Here is a 17,410-nt window from a genome sequence, read left to right as displayed (position 1 = left end):
TACAAATCGTTTCCCCCTTGCAGGTGGGCGGCGTCACGACGCAACGCCGTGGCGTCCGATCCGGGCTTCGGCGTTGCTCCTCCCCTCGACCCGGGCTCTCCATGGCCGGATGAGCTCAATTCGACTGGGAGGGTGGCCTGGGGTGGGGCCAGTGGTGGGGAGTGGCCGCGGCGTGCGGCTCCTCTTCGCCGCCGCGCTCTGTATGCTCGCGATGCTGTTCACGGCATCCTACGCGCTCGCGGCGCCGGCCGTGACGATCCAGGCCCCGGTGACCGACAACGCGGGCGTGCTCACGCCGGAGGAGCGAGACGACCTCGCGCGCAAGCTCCTCGCGCACCGCGAGAGGACCGGCGTGCAGATCGCCGTCCTGCTCGTGAGGACCACGGGCGGCGTGCCCATCGAGGATTACTCGCTGGAGATCGCCGAGGCCGGGGGCGGCGGAACGAAGCAGCAGGACAACGGGGTCCTGTACACGCTGGCCATCGACGACAGGCGGATGCGCATCGAGGTGGGGTATGGCCTGGAGGACATCCTGACCGACGGCGTGTGCCGGACAATCCTCGACGCCTCGCGCGACGACCTCCGGCGCTCGCAGTACGGCAGCGCCGCGGGCTTCGTGGTGGGCAGGCTGGTCGCCCTCACGGCGGACCAGAAGATGGGCCCGGGGGGGACGCTGGCGCTGCTCGGGTCGCCGTCGGAGCACATCCTGGGGCGTTACGTCGCTCATCACATGCTGGGTGCGCTGTTCGGCCTCTTGCTCGGCTTCGTGGTCCGGCGCACGCCGCGCTCTCCTGCGACGCTGAGCGATCTCGAGGGGCACATGGCGGCCCGGCGAGGGAAATGGCGCATCGCCGTCACGGCCGTCCTCGCCTTCGTCGTCGTCCCCGGGCTCGCGGCGTACGCGCCGGCCTGGTCCTACGCGGCGCGCTCCGAGGCCGCCGCCTCGGCCTACCTCGCGAACCAGGCCGGCTGGTTCCTCGCCGTGACGCTCATCGCCACGCCGATCGGGCTGCTCGGCGGGCTGAGCCTCTTCAAAAAGCGAGAGCCGGAGCATGCCGCACTATGGTTTCTGAGGGGCCTCGGCGTCGCCATGGCCATCGCCCTCCCCCTCGCCGGTGGCGTGTTCGGGCTGGTGGTCTCGCACGGTTTGCTCTCCCACGCGCTCATCACGGGCCTCATGGGGGGCGGGATGGCGCTGGGAGGATTCATCGGAAGCAGCAGCTCGGCCGGGTCGTCGAGCTCGTCCTGGAGCTCGTCGTCGACGTCGAGCTCATCCTCGTACTCCTCGTCCTCGTACTCGTCGTCCTCATCCTCGTCCTCATCATCATCGAGCAGCGGTTACAGCGGCGGCGGCGGCTCCTTCGGGGGCGGCGGCGCGAGCTCTGGCTGGTAGGAGGAACGTCGATGAACGCGCGTGCGACAGAGCTCGAAGCCGAGCAGGCGAGGCAGGTCGATCACGAGGACGTCGACGAGGTGATCGCGCTCGCCGCGCGCCTCGCCGAGGCCGACAAGGATCGGCTCCGGATCGAGGACCTCGAGCGCGTCGGCGCCGAGCTCGAGATACCGCCTCACCACGTGCGCCGGGCCGTGGAGGAGCTCGCGGCGCGGCGGCAGCGCGAGGCGGCGCGGAGGGCCGCGGCGCGGCGGCGGCTCCGCTGGGCGGGCGCCGCCCTCTCGGCGATCGCCCTGGTGCTCGGCGGCCTGCTCCTCTGGGCGCGCGCCTCGCTGGAGCAGGCGCGCGCCGAGGTGGAGCGCAGGAGGGCGCAGGTCGAGAACGTCGTCGAGCGCCGGGAGCTCACCCGCGCGCGCCACGAGGGCGCGGCGCCCTCGCCCGAGCGCGACGCGGAGCTCGCCGGCGCGGACAACCGGGTGAGCATCGAGCGGCGCCGCTACGACCAGGACGCCAGCGCGTACAACGCGCTCGCCTCGGGGCTCTCCGAGCAGCTCGCCGCGCGCCTCTTCGGCCTGCCGGCGCGCGTGCCGCTCTCGAGCGAGATCGACGCCTGGTGAGACAGCGACACGACGGTCGAGGCGACGTGCCTGGCGCCGCCGCGGGGCCGGGCTGACCGGGTGCATCGAGGCGGCCGAGAAGGCGAGGCGCGGGACGGCCACGGCGACGTTCCAGCCCGATCCAGCGCGCCGGGGGCGCTACGCGGCGCAGTTGAAGATTTGCAGAGACGTATCCCAGCTCTGCGGGCTGCAGCGCTGCCTGTCCGCCCGCGTTCGCCAGGGAGTACGCGCGGGCCTCGCCGCAGGCGTGGAGCTCCCTGGCGGCAGCGCTGCTGGACGTCGAAATGTCCCGGCGATTCATCGAGGCTGAACATCGAAATGTCCCCCGATGTCTTGATGAAAAACTGAATTCGCGAACGCAAAAAAAGAGAGCCCCCCGGAGATGGCATTGCCGCTCAGGATGCCGCCATGAGATGATACTTGACGCGGGGAGCAGGGTTTGGATCAGCCTTCCCGTGCTGATCGCAAAAAAACGCCCTCGCTGGTTCTGTCTAGGTTCTTTGAGCTGGACACAACACCCGAGGTGCGTGCCATGTACACCTGGAGGAGCGGCATCATCGTCGCCGCAACGTTCGCGGCTGGCTGTGTGGGTACCGTCGGCGACGACCACGACCCGGCCGACTCGGGGCCGGGTGGGGAGAGTCCCCCTGGAGGCGCGGGCGGCAAGCCGGGCTCTCCTGGCGGGAGCGGCTCTCCTGGCGGCAGCACGGAGTGCAAGCCAGGGCTCGCGCCGACCTCTCAGATCCGGCGCCTGACGAACGCGCAGTACGACAGGACGATCCGCGACCTCCTGGGCGTCACGACGCTGGCCGCGTCGGGCAACGTGGCGCCCTCGACGCTGCTGGCGACCGACCAGGCAGGCAGCCTCACGGATCTGGGCTGGAGCGCCTACAGGTCCGTGGCCGAGATGATCGCCGCGCAGGTGATGGCTGACCCCGCGCTCAAGGGGAACTTCCTGAAGTGCACACCCAGCGGAGACGGCACGGCGTGCTTGCACGACACCATCACCGAGTTCGGGCGGCGCGCCTTCCGCCGGCCGCTGACGCAGGCGGAGGTGGCGAGGTTCGACGCGATCGTGGCCAGGGGCCCCCAGATCACCGCGAACGGGACCCCGGAGGAGGTCGCGGAGGCGCTGCTGTACATGTTCCTGATCTCCCCCTCGTTCATCCAGCGCGCGGAGATCGCGGAGACGCCGGACGGCGCCGGGAGCTTCGCCCTCTCGAGTCACGAGGTCGCGTCTCGCCTCTCGTACATGCTCTGGGGGACGATCCCGGACGAGGCGCTGAACCAGGCCGCCGATCAGGGGCAGCTCTCCACCCCGGAGCAGATCCTGGCGCAGGCCCGGCGGATGCTCGAAGATCCCAGGGCCCGGCAGATGGTGGCCGGCTTCCATCGATACTACCTGGAGCTGGGGCCGAACACGCGCTGGGACTCGGCGCAGCGGGACACGACGATGTTCCCCGAGTTCGATCGCTCGCTCATCCCGATCATGGCGGAAGAGACCGAGCGGTTCTTCGACGATGTGGCCTTCACGCGCGGCGGAGGGTTCCAGGAGCTCTTCCTCAGCCCGACCGCCTTCGTGAACGCCGCGACGGCGCCGCTCTACGGCCTCGACCCCGCCGATTTCGGGTCCGCGCTCCAGGAGGTCACGCTCGACCCCGTCGAGCGGCCGGGGTTCCTGACGCGCGTGGGCTTCCTCAACGCGTACTCGTCGTACAACCGCACCTCGCCCATCCTCCGCGGCGTGTTCATCACCAAGGACGTGCTCGGCATCGATCCGGGCACCCCGCCTCCCGGCGCGCTCGAGACGCCCCTCCCGGAAGGGGCCGATCTCGACACGAACCGCAAGCGCGTGGACGCGCAGACGGCGGGCGCCGCCTGCGCCGCGTGCCACCACAACTTCATCAACCCGCCGGGCTTCGTGATGGAGGCGTACGACGCCGTGGGGAGGTGGCAGACGCACGAGGCGTCCACCGGCGCGCCGATCGACACGGTCGCGGACGTGCGCATCGACGGGGAGCCCGTGAGGGTCGCGAGCCCGGCCGACCTGATGGCGAAGCTCGCGGCCTCCCCGAACGCGCAGCGCCAGTACGCGCAGAAGTGGGTCTCGTACGCCTACGAGCGCGATGGTCACCCGCTGGACGCGTGCACGGTGAACGACCTGACCGCCAGGATCACCGCCGGAGGGTACACGATCCTCGATCTCGTCATCGACCTCACGCAGTCTCCGTCGTTCAGGACCCGGGCCGTCGAACAGGAGTAGACCGATGAAGCGCAGAGTCTTTCTGAAAGGTGTCGCAGGCGCCGCGCTCGCGGCCCCGTTCCTGAGCTCCCTCCACGAGAAGGAGGTCAAGGCGCAACCCGCCCCGTCCTCGCAGCCCAGACGCCTGGTGATCTTCTACACCCACAACGGATGTCTCACCAACCGCTGGTTCCCGACCATCGAGAACGGTCCCCTCACGGCCGAGCACCTCGCGGGCACCACGCTGGCAGGGCTGGCGCCGTTCGCGTCGAAGCTGCTGTTCCCGCGCGGGCTCAAGATGTTCAATTCTTACGCGGAGATCCAGACCATCGACCCGCACGATCAGGCGATGGGCTCGAAGCTCACCTGCGCCCTGATCAACGACGACACGACGCGGTACGCGACGTCCCACTCGCTCGATCACGAGATCGCCAGGCAGATCAACCCGGGCGGGGCGAGCCCGCTGGTGCTCTCGGTCGGGCCGTCGAGCACCAGCATCAAGGAGGTGCTGTCCTTCTCGGCGCCGAACACCGCCTTCCCGGCCGTGGCCAACCCCAAGACGGTATACAACCAGCTCACCGGGCTGTTCGGGGGCGGAGAGATAACCGAGGGCGATCACCGCGTCCGGCGCGGGGAGAGCGCCATCGATCTCGTCCGGGAGGATCTCAAGAGCTACCAGTCGCTCAACATGAGCAAGGCCGACCAGCGCCGGGTCAGCGACTGGCTCGATCTGCTCCGCAGCACGGAGCAGAAGCTCACGCCCGCGGCGTGCAACGACGCGACCGCGGCCGCGAACGGCGTCACGGCCAGCTCGGTCAACGCCGCCAGCTCGGGCGGCGGCTTCGGCGGCGGCCTGGCGACCTCGTTCACGGCCGGCGGGGACATGATGATGAACCTCATCGCGCTGAGCATGATCTGCGACATGAACCGGTCGATCATCCTCGCCTATCCCGGTTACGTGACCTTCGGCTGGGACGGCATGCAGCACGACGCCGACCACCACGGCCTGTCGCACCGGAACGGGTCGTTCCAGGTGGGCGGGACCTGCAAGAACGGCGTGCTCGACATGATCGCGGAGATCGACGCCTGGTACGCGAGCAAGTACGTGCGGCTGGTCACGCTGCTCGACAGCATCGCAGAGGGCGACGGCACGCTGCTCGACAGCACCGCCACGATGTGGCTCCCGGAGCTGGCCGACGGCAACGCCCACAACACGAACAACCTGCCGATCGTGATCGCGGGCAGCGCGGGGGGTTACCTGAAGCAGGGGCAGGTCGTGAACCTCGAGGGCAGGACGCTCGGCACCGGCAACAGCGAGGCCGACTGCACGGGCGACGACACCAGCGTCGGCTTCGGTACGGGCTCGAACACCGGCAACGTGCCCATCAACAAGCTCTACGTGACGCTGATGAACGCCGTCGGGTGCAAGGCCGAAGGCGGCGGGCCTGTCGAGACGTGGGGCCAATTCGACAGCAGGGACGCGGAAGCCGGCATCACCAGGCCGGGCGAGTTCACCGAGCTCAAGGCCTGAGAGCGGTCACGGATCCCGGCCGCGGGCGAGGCCCAGGGCCTCGATGGGCGCGCCCAGGCCGGGGTCCTTCCCCTGGTCGGCGCCGCGCGCCGGTTCGAACGGCCGCTCCCCGCGGATCCATGCGTCGGCGAGCGACTCCGGCCCGGTCAGGAGCAGGTGCATGGCCGCGGTCAGGTCCAGGGGGCGCATGTCGAGGCGGAAGAGCTCGGAGAGGCCGAGCTGCAGACCGGCGCTGATGGCCTGGAAGGCGCGAATGGGCTCCATGAACGAGCGGCCGCCCAGCCCGCGCGCCAGGAACGCGGCGCGCGCATCCGGGTCCCGCAGCCTGGTCGCGCACTCTCCCGCGTCGAGCGAGTTCATGCCCCGACAGGAGAGCGGCCGGACCTCGTAGATCGAGCACCTCCCCGACTCCAGGAACGGGCACGGGTGGTCCGGCGAGAACCGCTCTGCCGACGGCAGATCGCGCGTCCTGTCGCGACACTCGGACACACGCCGCGTCACCCGCGCGAGCGCGGCGTCCGACAAGGTCGTCTTGAGGTGGTCGGCGATCGCGAGCGCCTCCGGCGGGGTGACCCCGACCGACTGATAGCAGCAGTGGTCGCAGCCCGCCCTGCACGCCACCGCGCCGCCGGGCGCGCGCGCCAGGAGCCCCGCCGCGAGCCGAGACGTGGCCGCCATCGCGTTGCGCGCGAGCTCGATCGCGCCGTCGACGCTCGGCTCGCCGCGCAGGACGGCATAGGCGGTGTTGGCCGTCGCCGCGGCGACGTCGTTCTGCCAGGCCTCCTGGAACACCGGGCTCCTGAGCGCCACGCGCTCGTTCCCGCTCGCGGGGTCGCGGTGGACCGTGAGGTGCACGCGTCCCTCGGCGTCCTTGTGGGCGTCGCGACGCCTCTTGTTCCCGGCCTTGGGGCGGGCAGGGCGCGCCTTGCTGCTCCTCTGCTTCATGGTCGCCGGCTCCTGGAGAGTGGCCGCGGTCCGAGCGATCGACCAGGCGACAGACTACCACACGAGCGAACGGTCCACCAACCATCGAAGGCCAGGCTGGTCTTCAGTCCGAGAAGAGTCGGAGACATTCATGAAAGAATGCGCTGTCTGCTCGGCGAGCATCGCCGTCCCCTCCCGAGCAGCCCATCGAGGCGCTGCGTGCAGCGACCGCCCTTCCCGCGCGGCGCTTCGGGCTGGCGGATCGCGGTCGCGTCGCCCCCGGCGCCCGGGCCGACCTCCTGCTGGTCGACGGCGATCCGACGACCAACATCGCCGACACGCTGTCGATCCGCGCGGTGTGGAGGCGCGGCGTCCGACAGGCGTCGCGCTGAGGCCGCTGCCCGGACCGGAAGCGCAGGAGGCCCATGAACGAAAGCTCGGCGTCCTACTTCTTCTCCGACGCTGCGTGCTTCATGTTCATGTACACGCCGCCCCTCTCGAGCTCGTCCAGCATCTGGCGCAGCCGGCTCTCCTTCGTCTCCTGGCGCTTCGCGCGTACGATCCAGCCGATGTAGTCGTTCTGCTGGTATGCGGGACGCTGCCTGTAGGCTTCCATCAAGCCGCGCTCGTCCAGCGCGCTCTTCACGAAGTCCGGCATCGGATACCGCTGTCGCTTCAGCCCCGAAGACTCGACACCCATCGATTCCTCCTTGTCATGGCGCGCCCCGCCGCCCCACGCGGGGCGGAGGCGCATCGTGCGCGGTGGCCCGTCAGCGGATGAGGCCGTTCGCGCGGAACATCCGCTCGTAGATCGCGCGGATCACGGGCTCCTTGTGCTTGTTGTAGTCCATCACCATGCCGCTCCCTGCCGAGATATCGGACGCGGCCGCGAGCTTCGCCCGGCGGTAGAGCTCGAGATCGTCCGGATGATCCAGGAGCCACTGGCGGAACATCCGGTGGCGGATCACCTCCGGACAATCGGGGCCGAAGACATGCACGTTGCTGTTCGGCTCGGCGAGCTGGAGGCACCGGTGCTGGTGCCATTCCGGTTCGCGAATGACCAGCGTGAACCCGGCGCGCGATAGCGCGGGGACGTACGCGAGCTCGTCGGCTGGATCGGCGACGGTGACGTCGACGTCGATCGTCGGCTTGGCGGCCAGCCCCTTGACCGAGGTCGATCCGACGTGCTCGATCGCGAGCGCGGCGTCGCCGAGGGCGGCGCGGATCTTCTGGGCGACCACGTCGAACAGCCGCGGCCAGCGCTCGTCGTACGCGGCGACGACGATCGGCGCCGGTCGTGGTGGGCCGTTCACCCAGGGGCTCTGGTCGGGCGCGGGCTCGTGGTGCTTCGTGATCTCCTCGGCGGTGGGCACGGCGCGAGTATAGATCACCGTCGGCTCCGCGGCGCGGCGGCGAGGTAGTCGAGCAGCTCGCCCTCGTCGTCGCTGATCATGCGCTCGACGCCGTCCTCGCGGCTGTGGCGCCGGACCTGCAGCGCCCCGGCGGAGGTCCCCACCAGGACGGCCACGCGCGCGAAGCCGCGGACCGCGCCGGTCCGCAGCTTCAGCGTCGCGCTCTCGAATTTCGGATCATTCCGCGCCGGAGCGGCCCGGATATCCAGGAGCAGCGACATCGCGCTCCGGTCCACGAGGGCGAGGGCGTCGATGTTCTCCTGGCATTTCTGCTCGATCTGCTCGATGGATTCGAACGGCTCGGCGGTCCGCATGACCCTCACGATCTTCGCCGTGTGATCGACGGCGACGACGAAATGGGCGTTGCGCAGGACCTCCTTCATGTGCGCCTCGCCATCGTAGCGTGGATCCCCTCCCGAGCCGAGCGGCGGCGCGGGACGGGTCACCTGCGCGGCGAGGCCTGCGCCGCACGCCTGGCGGCTGTAGCCTCCAGCCGGCGAGGGCCGGGCCGGCACCGCGCACGGAAAGGTCCCGGAGAGCACCGCCGTTCGCGGGTGGCACGCGCGAGGCTCGGAACCCTGCACCGTCGCGACGGCGCCCTGCGCCCGAGGAGGCATCCGATGCAGCAGAAATCGGCCGACGTGGTACGAAAGGCCCGATGACGAAGGAGGGGTGATTGCCGTTCTGGATCGAAGGCTGGGTCGAGGTGACGCGCGATCTGCCGTCCGAGGAGGACGAGCACTCCTGGCAGGGGCTCCTGCGCGTGGGGCCGCTCGTGGACGGCGCGGATGAGGTCTCCGAGGAGCTGTTCGGGCTCTCGAAGAGGCTCGTCTCGTCGGAGCAGCCGCACGGGGCGGTGGCCGCTCGACGAGGCGTCCCACCACACCCCTCGGCCGAGCTTCGGGCAGACCTCGTGCGGATCGCCGAGCATGAACGAATTCACGGGCCGGGAGAGCTGGGCGGCTACACCTACGCCACCTGGTCGGAGCTCTCTGCATTCCGCGCCGCCCGCCCGGACGTCCTGTCCAGCGACTGGGCCATCGTGTTCGACATCGCGGAGCGGGTCGCCACGGATCCACGGTTCTCTTGCGCACGCCTGCGGCTCGTTGTGTGGTACAACTGGTAGCGCGCCGGAGCTCTTGCGCGGCGACGCGTCCGCCGTGGCCGCCCTTTCTGTCGACGCGTGCGGGCCGGCGATGCTCGCGACGACCGGCCCGTGGATCGACCCGAGAGAGCGCAGCGTATGAGTGCGACGTTCCGACCGGCCAACTACCGAGACGTGGGCGAGGCCCTCGGGCTCTGGTTCGACGTCTCGCCGATCCCTGCTGGCCGCCTGCTCCGCGGTGGACGATTCGACTCCATGACGACGGCCAGCGATCTCGGCTCACCCGGCACGATACTGAACCTCCGACGCGGCCCCGATCCCGGTCATCTCGCGGGGATCACGCATGTACACGTCGCCGCGGACGACGACGTCGAGAACTACGACACGCGGCAGCGCCGGGTGAGGATGTGGCTCGGCAAGGCCCTCTCCGTGCTCGCGACCCCCGATCTCGCCTGGCCGGTCTACGTACACTGCACGTCGGGGAGAGACCGGACCGGCGTCGTCATCGCGGCGGCGCTGCTCGCGATCGACGTACCGCGGCAGGTTGTCGCGGAGGAGTACATGCTCAGCGACGGCGCCGACCCCGTCGCCATCGAGCGGGCCATCGACGGCGTGCTGGAGTGGCTGCCGTCCACCGGGCTCCAGGGGACAAGGCTGCGGGCAGCGCTCACCACGGGAGGAGGACGCCGTGTCTGACCCGGCGCAGCAGCGGGCGACCCCTTTCGCCGGCTACCTGCGGAGATCGAACGGCTTCGTGGCCGACGCATGACGGCGCACCCCGGCGGGCGGCCCCGCGGCCACCACCGGGTTGCCCGCTGGAGCCGCCCACGACGCGCCGTCACGTCCCGCAGAACGTGTATTGCACGCGCTCGCTCACCTGCGGAGGCTCGCTCAGAGGAGCGAGCTCCGGCTGATCGTCGTACGGGCGCTCGAGCGCGCGGACGAGCGTCTCGAAGGGCCCGTAGTCGTCCCGGGCAACGGCCGCCTGGATGAGCTCCTCGATCCGGTGATTGCGCGGGATGAACGCGGGGTTGACGCTCCGCATCGCGCTCGCGCGGGCCTCGGGGGTGACGTCCTCCCGGGCGAGCCGCTGGCGCCACGCCTCGGCCCAGCCGCTGAAGACGCCGGGATCCGCGAACAGCGACGCCACCTGCGCGTCGGCGGCGGGATCGGCCGCGGCAGCGCAGAGCCGGCGAAAGAAGACCGTGTAATCGACGCCGTTCGAGGCGAGGAGATCCAGCAGATCGGCGGCGAGCTTGAGATCCTCGTCCTCCGCGCGAAAGAGCCCCAGCTTGGCTCGGAGCACGCGCTCGTGCGCCTCCACGAACAACCCGGTGAAGCGCTGCACGCGCTCGGTCGCCACGCGGACGGCCTCCTCCTTGTCGTCGGACAGCAGCGGGAGCAGCGTCTCGGCGAGCCGCGCCATGTTCCACTGGGCGATCCGCGGCTGGTTGCCGAAGGCGTAGCGGCCGCCCCGATCGATCGAGCTGAACTTCTTCTCGGGGTCGTACTCGTCGAGGAACGCGCACGGGCCGTAGTCGATCGTCTCGCCGGAGATCGACGTGTTGTCGGTGTTCATCACGCCGTGGATGAAGCCGACGCCGAGCCAGCTCGCGACGAGGGTCGCCTGGGCCTCGATGACGCGGTCGAGCAGCGCCAGCGCGTCGTTGCCGCTGCCCACCGCGTCGGGGTAGTGCCGGGACAGCGCGTACGAGGCGAGGGTCGCCAGCGCCTCCCGGTCGCCCCGCGCGGCGAAGAACTGGAACGTGCCCACGCGGATGTGGCTCGCGGCCACGCGCGTGAGGACCGCGCCGGGGAGCACCTCCTCGCGGTAGACCGGCTCGCCCGTCGTCACGGCGGCGAGCGTGCGCGTGGTCGGCACGCCGAGCGCCGCCATGGCCTCGCTCACGACGTACTCGCGCAGCACGGGCCCGAGAGCGGCACGCCCGTCCCCGCCGCGCGAGAACGGCGTCCGCCCTGCGCCCTTGAGCTGGATGTCGCGCCGCTTGCCATCCTTGCCGACGACCTCGCCGAGCAGGATCGCCCGGCCGTCCCCGAGCTGCCCAACGAAGCTGCCGAACTGGTGCCCCGCGTAGGCGAGCGCGATCGGCTCCGCGCCCTCGGGCAGCGCGTTGCCCGCGAGGACCTGCGCCCCCTCCGCCGAGGCGAGCTGGTCCGCGTCGAGCCCGAGCAGCTCCGCGAGCGCGCGGTTGACCTTCACGAGGCGCGGCTCGCGGACCCTGGCGGGAGAGACGCGAGCGTAAAACCGCTCCGGGAGACGGGCGTAGGTGTTGTCGAAAGCGAGCTTCATCGGCGAGCCTCGTGGCGCTTGGGGTCCTTCAGCGTCGTTTGAGCCGTCGTTCTACATCAATCCGCGCGCCCGCGCCGCCCGGGGAGCGGACGCAGCAGCCCACGACCGTCGTGTCCGTCAGCCGCTGCGCCCCGCTCACTCGTTCACTCGTACCACGTCGGCACGATCGCCCGCACCTCGGGCAGCGCGGCGATACGGCAAAGCTTGTCCCACGCCGCGTCCTCGAGCGCGCCATGGGGCGCGACGCACTCGGCATCTCCCGTGGGGAAGAAGTACAGCGTCTCCGCGGGCACATCGCAGCCCGCGCGCCCCCGCGACGAGCCCGCCTGGAGGGTGGGCGCGATGTCCCGCACGCGGGCGACGAGCGCCTCGTCGCCCGTCGGCAGGCAAAACTCCACGGATCCGTCGTTCACACACCCCGTGTCCCTCGTGAAGGCGAGCTTCTCGCTCGGGCACGACGCCGCGCGGGGCGGAGGCCCCTCGACATCCCCCTCCCCCGGCGTGGACGGCGGCGAGGACGCACACGCCGACAGGCACGCCCCCAGAAAGGTGGAGATGGCGAATCGTCGCATGGTGCGCCTCGGAAGCGCGAGCATGCCACGCCCGCGCGCGCCGCGCCCGCCGGGAGTCTCCCCGTCTGCGATGCAGGATCCCCCGGAATCGCCGAGCGCGGCGCCTCGGCGCCGCTCGCAGACCGCGCGCAGGACGCGCCCGGCAGGCGGCTCAAGGAGGCTCGCCGGCGCGGCGCTCGCCGGTGCCGTGTTCGTCACGCGGCGCCAGGTCTGGTAGGGTGCGCGCCGAGGTTCCCGTGCTCAAGCTCCCGAAAGATCTGGTCGCCGACCCGCGCCACGACGCTGTCTCCGATCTCCTCACGAAACACGCAGGGCTGCTGTGGGAGAGCGGTCGAAATCAGGTGGCGACGCTCCCGATGACCGAGGCCCTGGCCGCGGAGCTCCGCGGCGCGCTCGCGGCGAGCCACGCGTGCCACGGCCTCGAGCTCATCACCGAGAAGCTCGCCGGCGAGCAGAAGGGGCTCGACGCCATGGCCAGGAAGACCCCGGAGAGCCCGCAGAACGCCCGCGCGTCTCGCATCCTCTTCCTCGCGGGCGACGGCAGCACCCGCTTCTACCGCGACTGCGACGCGCTCCTCTCCCGCTACCCGCAGCGCCTCCTTGCGTGCCGGCTCGACGTCACGGGCGAGGCGCTGGGCGAAAAGCTCACGGGAAAGGCGAAGATGATCCGGAGCGTGCTCGTCTTCGACAAGAAGGTCGCCGCCAGGGCGCTGCTCGCCCTGCTCCCGCCGGACTGAGCGATCGGCAGCCGCTGCACGAGCGCTCCGGCGCAACGCTTCGTCTCGCCGAGCTCGTGCCGCGCGACGCGCCAGTCCCGGCGCGAGCCTGGCCTCCCGGCGCGAGCATCTTGCTGAGATCACGGCTGCGCCGCGATCTTCGATAGGCTGCGCCGGCTCATCCGGACGCCGCGCCCGAGCGCTCCGTCCGGCCGCAGGAGGTCGAGTTCAATGGACATGGACCAATCCAGCCGTCGACGCGCGCGGGCCGCGATACCCGCCGCGCACTTCAGAGAGCTGATCGGGGCTGCCTGGCTCGCGGCGCTGTGCGCCGGCGGCTGCTCCGCCGCCGCGCCCGAGCGGGACGATCTCACGGGGACCGCGTCGGCCGGCGGGGCCGACGCGGTGGGTGAGGCCGGCGGCGCCGGAGCCGGCGTGGCGACCGGAGGCGTCGGAGGCGACGACGACGCCGCGCCGGCGATCGGGGCCGAGGGCGGGCTCGAAGGGTCCGGCGTGTCGGCGATGTGCAAGATCGAGGACGGCGACAGCGACGATGCGCTCCCGATCTGCTCCGACAAGGCGCCTGCCGATTCGTTCACGCCGGTGGTCCAGTGGGAGTGGACGGCGCCGCCCGCTGTCGCCGGCAGCTACGTGTCCGGCAGCATGGTGACGCCGCTCGTCGGCAACTTCACCGACGACAACGGCGACGGCAACGTCGACCTCTGCGATGTGCCGGACATCCTGGTGACGGCGATTGACTACCTCCCGGGCACCGGAGCGACCGACGGCACGCTGTACCTGCTCGCCGGCGACACGGGCGCGCAGCAGGTCGTGTTCGAGGGGAAGATCGACAGCGTCGTCTCCCCGGCGTTCGGCGATATCGACGGCGATGGGCTCCCCGAGGTCGTCACCGCGAGCCCCACCGGCTGGGTCGTCGCCTACGAGAACGACGGGACGCTCGCGTGGACGGGCGACCTCGCCGGGTATCGCCAGAGCACCTCCACCGGCCAGTGCGCGGCGGCCGCCATCTACGATCTCGACGGCGACGGCAAGCCGGAGATCCTGCTCGGCTGGGAGGTGTTCGACAACCGCGGGCGCAGGCTCTTCGGCGACCTGGCGAGCCAGGCGGCGTTCGACACCCTGTACTGGTGCGCCACCCCGACCGCGGCCGACCTCGACGGCGACGGCAAGCTCGAGGTGATCTTCGGCAACCAGGCGGTCCACCACGACGGAACGCTCTACTGGGGGCTCGACGGATTCCTCCCCGGGCACCCGCAGGTCGCGAACCTCGACGGCGATCCAGAGCCGGAGATCTTCTTCACGAACCCGGAAGGCATGAGCGTCATCGAGCACGACGGCACGGTGAAGTTCGGCCCGGTTCGCCTGACCGACCCGTCGCCGTCGAGTAACTGCTGGGGCAAGCCCGCCGTCGTCACCGACTTCGACGGTGACGGGATCGCCGACGTCGCCGCCGCGACCTGCACCGACTACTCGGTCTACGGCGTCGGCGAGGACGGCTTCACGCTGCGCTGGAGCGCCGAGGTGTTCGACGTCAGCGGGCTCGCCACGGCGACGGCGTTCGACTTCCTCGGCGACGGCGTCGCCGAGGCGATCTACGCCGACGAGCAGCAGATCTACGTGTTCGACGGGGAGACCGGCGAGATCAACCTGACCTGGCCGCGCACCTCGGCGACGCTGATCGAGTACCCGGTCGTCGCCGACGTCGACAACGACGCCTCCGCGGAGATCGTGTATGTCTCCAGCTACTTGACGTCCGCGACCGGCCCCACGATCACGGTGCTGCGCGACGTCGATGAGCGATGGATCCCGGCGCGGCGCATCTGGAACCAGTATGCGTATCACGTCACCAACGTCCGCGAGGACGGCACGATCCCGGAGAACATGAAGAAGAGCTGGCAGCAGCTCAACTCCTTCCGGACGAACTCCCAGATCAGCAGCGCGGGCTTCGATTGCAGCCCTGAACCCCCGCGGTGACGCGGAGGCTCGCGTCGCGTGGAGCCGAATTGTCTTCGCCGGTTCCCCCCGTTGAGGTAGACCTCCCTCCTCGAGAAGGCGGCAGGCCCAGGTGAGCTCGATCCTTACATGGCCGGCGTGGGCGCGCCGGGCGCCGGCGGTGCTCTGCACGGCCGCGATCTTCTATTTCGGTTGCGCGAACATCGGCCTGCCGAGGGTGCCAGAGGTGCCGGTCGACAAGCTCACCCATTTCGCGGCCTTCCTTGGGCTCGAATGGCTGTTCGAGCTCGCGCTCTTCGGGGTCGCGGCCGCCGCGCGGCGCCGGGCGGCGGTCGCGATGAGCGCCGGCGCCGGCGGGCTGCTCGAGCTGGCGCAGGCCGCGCTGCCCTACCGCACGGCGGAATGGCTGGATCTCGTGGCCGACACCCTGGGCGCGCTCGCGGGCGCGGGGCTCCTGGTGCTGCTCGCCCGCTGGCGCCCGCCGCGCGCGGCGGACGCCCTGCAGCCGCCGCCGTGAGGCGCTCCGGCGCCCGGGCGCAACCCACCTGAGCCGGCGCACCGCCCCCTGAGCGCGCGAGGCTCGTCCGTCAGACCTCCTTCGCGCCGCGCGCCCGGGCGCGCGCGGCGATGTCGGCCACGTGCCGCTTCAGCACCTCCACGCTGACCGGCTTGACCAGGTGCTCGTCGAACCCGGCCTCCTGCGTCAAGCGCCGGTCCGATTCCTGGCCGTAGCCCGTCATCGCGAACAGCGACGTTTCGGTGAGGCCTGGAGTGCTCCGCAGCGCGCGCGCGACCTCATGGCCCGTCATGCCGGGCATGCCGATGTCGAGCAGCACGAGATCCGGCCTCAGCCGCGTCGCCATCTCGATCGCCGAGGCGCCGTCGAACGCGGCATGCGCCTCATGGCCCAGGCGCCGCAGCAGCATGGCCATGCTCTCGGCCGAGTCCTCGTTGTCGTCGACGACGAGGACGCACAGCCTGTCCACCGGCCGCTCCGCGGGCGCGCGTCGCGTGGGCGGCGCGACAGGGTGCGCGGGCCGCGGGAGCTCCACGATGAACTCGCTGCCGCGGCCGGGGCCATCGCTGTGCGCTCGCGCCGTCCCCCCGTGGAGCTCGATCAGCCGGCGCACTATCGTGAGGCCGATGCCCAGACCGCCCTCCGCGCGATCGAGGCTGCGATCCCCCTGCGTGAACAGGTCGAACACCTGCGGTAGCAGCGTGGGCGATATGCCGACGCCGTTGTCGCGGACGCGGAGCGTCGCGCGCGCGCCGTCCGCCTCCAGCGTGAGCCAGATCGAGCCGCGCAGCGGCGTGAACTTCGCCGCGTTGTGCAGCAGGTTGGTCACCACCTGCGTGAGCCGCGCCAGGTCCCCCTCCACGAAGATCGGCTCGGCGGGCAAACGCACCTCCAGGACCTGCTCGCGTGCGTCGATCCAGGCCCGGGACGCCTCGACCGCGCGCGTCACGATGTCGGCGAGGTCGACCCGCATGCACTCCAGGGCGATCTTGCCCCGCGTGATACGGCTCACGTCGAGCAGGTCGTCCACGAGCCGCACGAGCTGGCCGACCTGCCGCTCCATCACGCCGGCCGCCCAGGCGACCTCGGGGCTCACCTCACCTTCGGGCCTGAGGGCGGCGGTCGCGTTGGATATCGACGCCAGCGGATTGCGCAGCTCGTGCGCCAGCATCGCCACGAATTCCTCCATCTGACGCGCGTTGGATTCGATCTGCTCGAGGCGCTTGCGCTCGGTCAGATCGCGCGTGATCTTCGAGAAGCCGCGCAGCTCGCCGTCGGAGCCGCGGATGGCGGTGACGACGACGCTCGCCCAGAACTTCGAGCCGTCCTTGCGCACGCGCCAGCCTTCGTCCTCGAAGCGGCCGTGGCGCCGCGCGCTGGCGAGCACGGTCTCTGGCCAGTTGCGCGCGAGCGCTTCGGGCGGGTAGAAGCGCGAGAAGTGCGTGCCGATCACCTCCTCCGCGGAATATCCTTTGATCTGCTGCGCGCCGGCGTTCCACGTGGTCACGCGGCCCTCGGGGTCGAGCATGAAGATGGCGTAGTCCTTCACGCCCTCGACCAGCATGCGGAAGCGCTCCTCGCTCTGCCGCAGCGACTCCTCCTGGCGCTTGCGCTCGGTCAGGTCGCGCGTGATCTTCGAGAAGCCGCGCAGCTCGCCGCGGGCGTCGCGGATGGCCGTGATGATGACGTTCGCCCAGAACCTCGTTCCGTCCTTGCGCACGCGCCAGCCGTCGTCCTCGAAGCGGCCCTGGCGCCGCGCCTCGGCGAGCTCTACCGCCGGCCAGTTGCGCGCGAGCGCTTCGGGCGGATAGAAGCGCGAGAAGTGCGTGCCGATCACCTCCTCCGCGGAGTATCCGTTGATCTGCTGGGCGCCGGCGTTCCACGTCGTCACACGGCCTTCGGTGTCGAGCATGAAGATGGCGTAGTCCTTCACGCCTTCGATCAGGGTGCGGAACTGTACGTCGGCGCCTAGCTCCGTCGGATCCATGCGGGGAGCTTACCGCAGAACGCGCGTCGGGCCTGACATGACCTTGGATCATCGTGCGCCGTGCGGCGCGGGCCTCGCGCTCGCTTCGTTTCAGCACCAACGGCATCCC

General features: G+C 70.7%; 16 protein-coding genes and 1 pseudogene. 10 read left to right on the top strand and 7 right to left on the bottom strand.

Annotated elements, in window-relative coordinates:
* The first annotated feature begins 172 nt into the window (after window positions 1–172).
* The 4 genes from WMF24_RS00990 (at window position 173) to WMF24_RS00975 (ending at window position 5,783) form a co-directional block, all read left to right on the top strand.
* Window positions 173–1,393, top strand: coding sequence for a TPM domain-containing protein (locus WMF24_RS00990; protein WP_437734457.1), 1,221 nt, complete (start codon window positions 173–175; stop codon window positions 1,391–1,393).
* 11 nt (window positions 1,394–1,404) lie between these two features.
* On the top strand, window positions 1,405–2,010 hold the full coding sequence (locus WMF24_RS00985) for a hypothetical protein (protein ID WP_437734456.1): 606 nt from the start codon (window positions 1,405–1,407) through the stop codon (window positions 2,008–2,010).
* A gap of 532 nt (window positions 2,011–2,542) precedes the next feature.
* Window positions 2,543–4,273 carry a DUF1592 domain-containing protein gene (locus tag WMF24_RS00980; protein WP_437734455.1) on the top strand — a complete coding sequence of 577 codons (1,731 nt, stop codon included), beginning with the start codon at window positions 2,543–2,545 and terminating at the stop codon, window positions 4,271–4,273.
* A gap of 4 nt (window positions 4,274–4,277) precedes the next feature.
* Window positions 4,278–5,783, top strand: a complete 1,506-nt coding sequence (locus WMF24_RS00975; RefSeq protein ID WP_437734454.1) for a DUF1552 domain-containing protein — start codon at window positions 4,278–4,280, stop codon at window positions 5,781–5,783.
* Window positions 5,784–5,789: 6 nt separating this feature from the next.
* Here WMF24_RS00975 and WMF24_RS00970 read toward each other — a convergent pair whose 3' ends face one another.
* On the bottom strand, window positions 5,790–6,728 hold the full coding sequence (locus tag WMF24_RS00970) for a YkgJ family cysteine cluster protein (RefSeq protein WP_437734453.1): 939 nt from the start codon (window positions 6,726–6,728) through the stop codon (window positions 5,790–5,792).
* A gap of 182 nt (window positions 6,729–6,910) precedes the next feature.
* Here WMF24_RS00970 and WMF24_RS00965 point away from each other — a divergent pair.
* Window positions 6,911–7,099: pseudogene (locus tag WMF24_RS00965) on the top strand (amidohydrolase family protein); the annotation flags it as partial.
* 53 nt (window positions 7,100–7,152) lie between these two features.
* Here WMF24_RS00965 and WMF24_RS00960 read toward each other — a convergent pair.
* From WMF24_RS00960 to WMF24_RS00950, 3 genes are all read right to left on the bottom strand, one after another.
* Window positions 7,153–7,407 carry a YdeI/OmpD-associated family protein gene (locus tag WMF24_RS00960; RefSeq protein ID WP_437734452.1) on the bottom strand — a complete coding sequence of 85 codons (255 nt, stop codon included), beginning with the start codon at window positions 7,405–7,407 and terminating at the stop codon, window positions 7,153–7,155.
* A gap of 70 nt (window positions 7,408–7,477) precedes the next feature.
* Window positions 7,478–8,080: a GrpB family protein gene (locus WMF24_RS00955; protein ID WP_437734451.1), complete on the bottom strand. Its 603-nt coding sequence runs from the start codon at window positions 8,078–8,080 to the stop codon at window positions 7,478–7,480.
* A 14-nt stretch (window positions 8,081–8,094) separates the two neighbouring features.
* A complete protein-coding gene (locus tag WMF24_RS00950; protein ID WP_437734450.1) occupies window positions 8,095–8,502 on the bottom strand; it encodes a hypothetical protein in 408 nt (135 codons plus the stop codon).
* Between the two features lie 293 nt (window positions 8,503–8,795).
* Here WMF24_RS00950 and WMF24_RS00945 point away from each other — a divergent pair, with 293 nt between their 5' ends.
* Both WMF24_RS00945 and WMF24_RS00940 read left to right on the top strand, forming a co-directional pair.
* Entirely contained in the window at window positions 8,796–9,245 is a 450-nt protein-coding gene (locus tag WMF24_RS00945; RefSeq protein WP_437734449.1) for a hypothetical protein, read from the top strand.
* 117 nt (window positions 9,246–9,362) lie between these two features.
* The gene (locus WMF24_RS00940) at window positions 9,363–9,920 is read left to right on the top strand and encodes a tyrosine-protein phosphatase (RefSeq protein WP_437734448.1); all 558 of its coding nucleotides are present in this window, start codon (window positions 9,363–9,365) and stop codon (window positions 9,918–9,920) included.
* A 142-nt stretch (window positions 9,921–10,062) separates the two neighbouring features.
* On the opposite strand, the gene WMF24_RS00935 is transcribed toward WMF24_RS00940, so the two are convergent.
* Both WMF24_RS00935 and WMF24_RS00930 read right to left on the bottom strand, forming a co-directional pair.
* Window positions 10,063–11,535 (bottom strand): protein adenylyltransferase SelO, encoded by a 1,473-nt coding sequence (locus WMF24_RS00935; RefSeq protein WP_437734447.1) that lies wholly within the window; start codon window positions 11,533–11,535, stop codon window positions 10,063–10,065.
* A 143-nt stretch (window positions 11,536–11,678) separates the two neighbouring features.
* Entirely contained in the window at window positions 11,679–12,107 is a 429-nt protein-coding gene (locus WMF24_RS00930) for a hypothetical protein (protein ID WP_437734446.1), read from the bottom strand.
* A 236-nt stretch (window positions 12,108–12,343) separates the two neighbouring features.
* Between WMF24_RS00930 and WMF24_RS00925 the strand changes: the two genes are divergently transcribed.
* The 3 genes from WMF24_RS00925 to WMF24_RS00915 all read left to right on the top strand — a co-directional run bounded on the left by WMF24_RS00925 (window position 12,344) and on the right by WMF24_RS00915 (window position 15,314).
* Window positions 12,344–12,844 (top strand): hypothetical protein, encoded by a 501-nt coding sequence (locus tag WMF24_RS00925; RefSeq protein WP_437734445.1) that lies wholly within the window; start codon window positions 12,344–12,346, stop codon window positions 12,842–12,844.
* A gap of 216 nt (window positions 12,845–13,060) precedes the next feature.
* On the top strand, window positions 13,061–14,818 hold the full coding sequence (locus WMF24_RS00920) for an FG-GAP repeat domain-containing protein (protein WP_437734444.1): 1,758 nt from the start codon (window positions 13,061–13,063) through the stop codon (window positions 14,816–14,818).
* A 91-nt stretch (window positions 14,819–14,909) separates the two neighbouring features.
* A complete protein-coding gene (locus WMF24_RS00915) occupies window positions 14,910–15,314 on the top strand; it encodes a VanZ family protein (protein WP_437734443.1) in 405 nt (134 codons plus the stop codon).
* Window positions 15,315–15,384: 70 nt separating this feature from the next.
* Here the strand turns inward: WMF24_RS00915 and WMF24_RS00910 are convergent, their stop codons facing one another.
* Entirely contained in the window at window positions 15,385–17,301 is a 1,917-nt protein-coding gene (locus WMF24_RS00910; RefSeq protein WP_437734442.1) for a hybrid sensor histidine kinase/response regulator, read from the bottom strand.
* Between the last annotated feature and the right edge of the window lie 109 nt (window positions 17,302–17,410).

It is taken from the genome of Sorangium sp. So ce1335 (assembly GCF_051521615.1).
Lineage (GTDB): Bacteria > Myxococcota_A > Polyangia > Polyangiales > Polyangiaceae > Sorangium.
The sequence above is the reverse complement of the archived record's forward strand: the minus strand, read 5'-3'. Positions and strand labels throughout refer to the sequence as shown.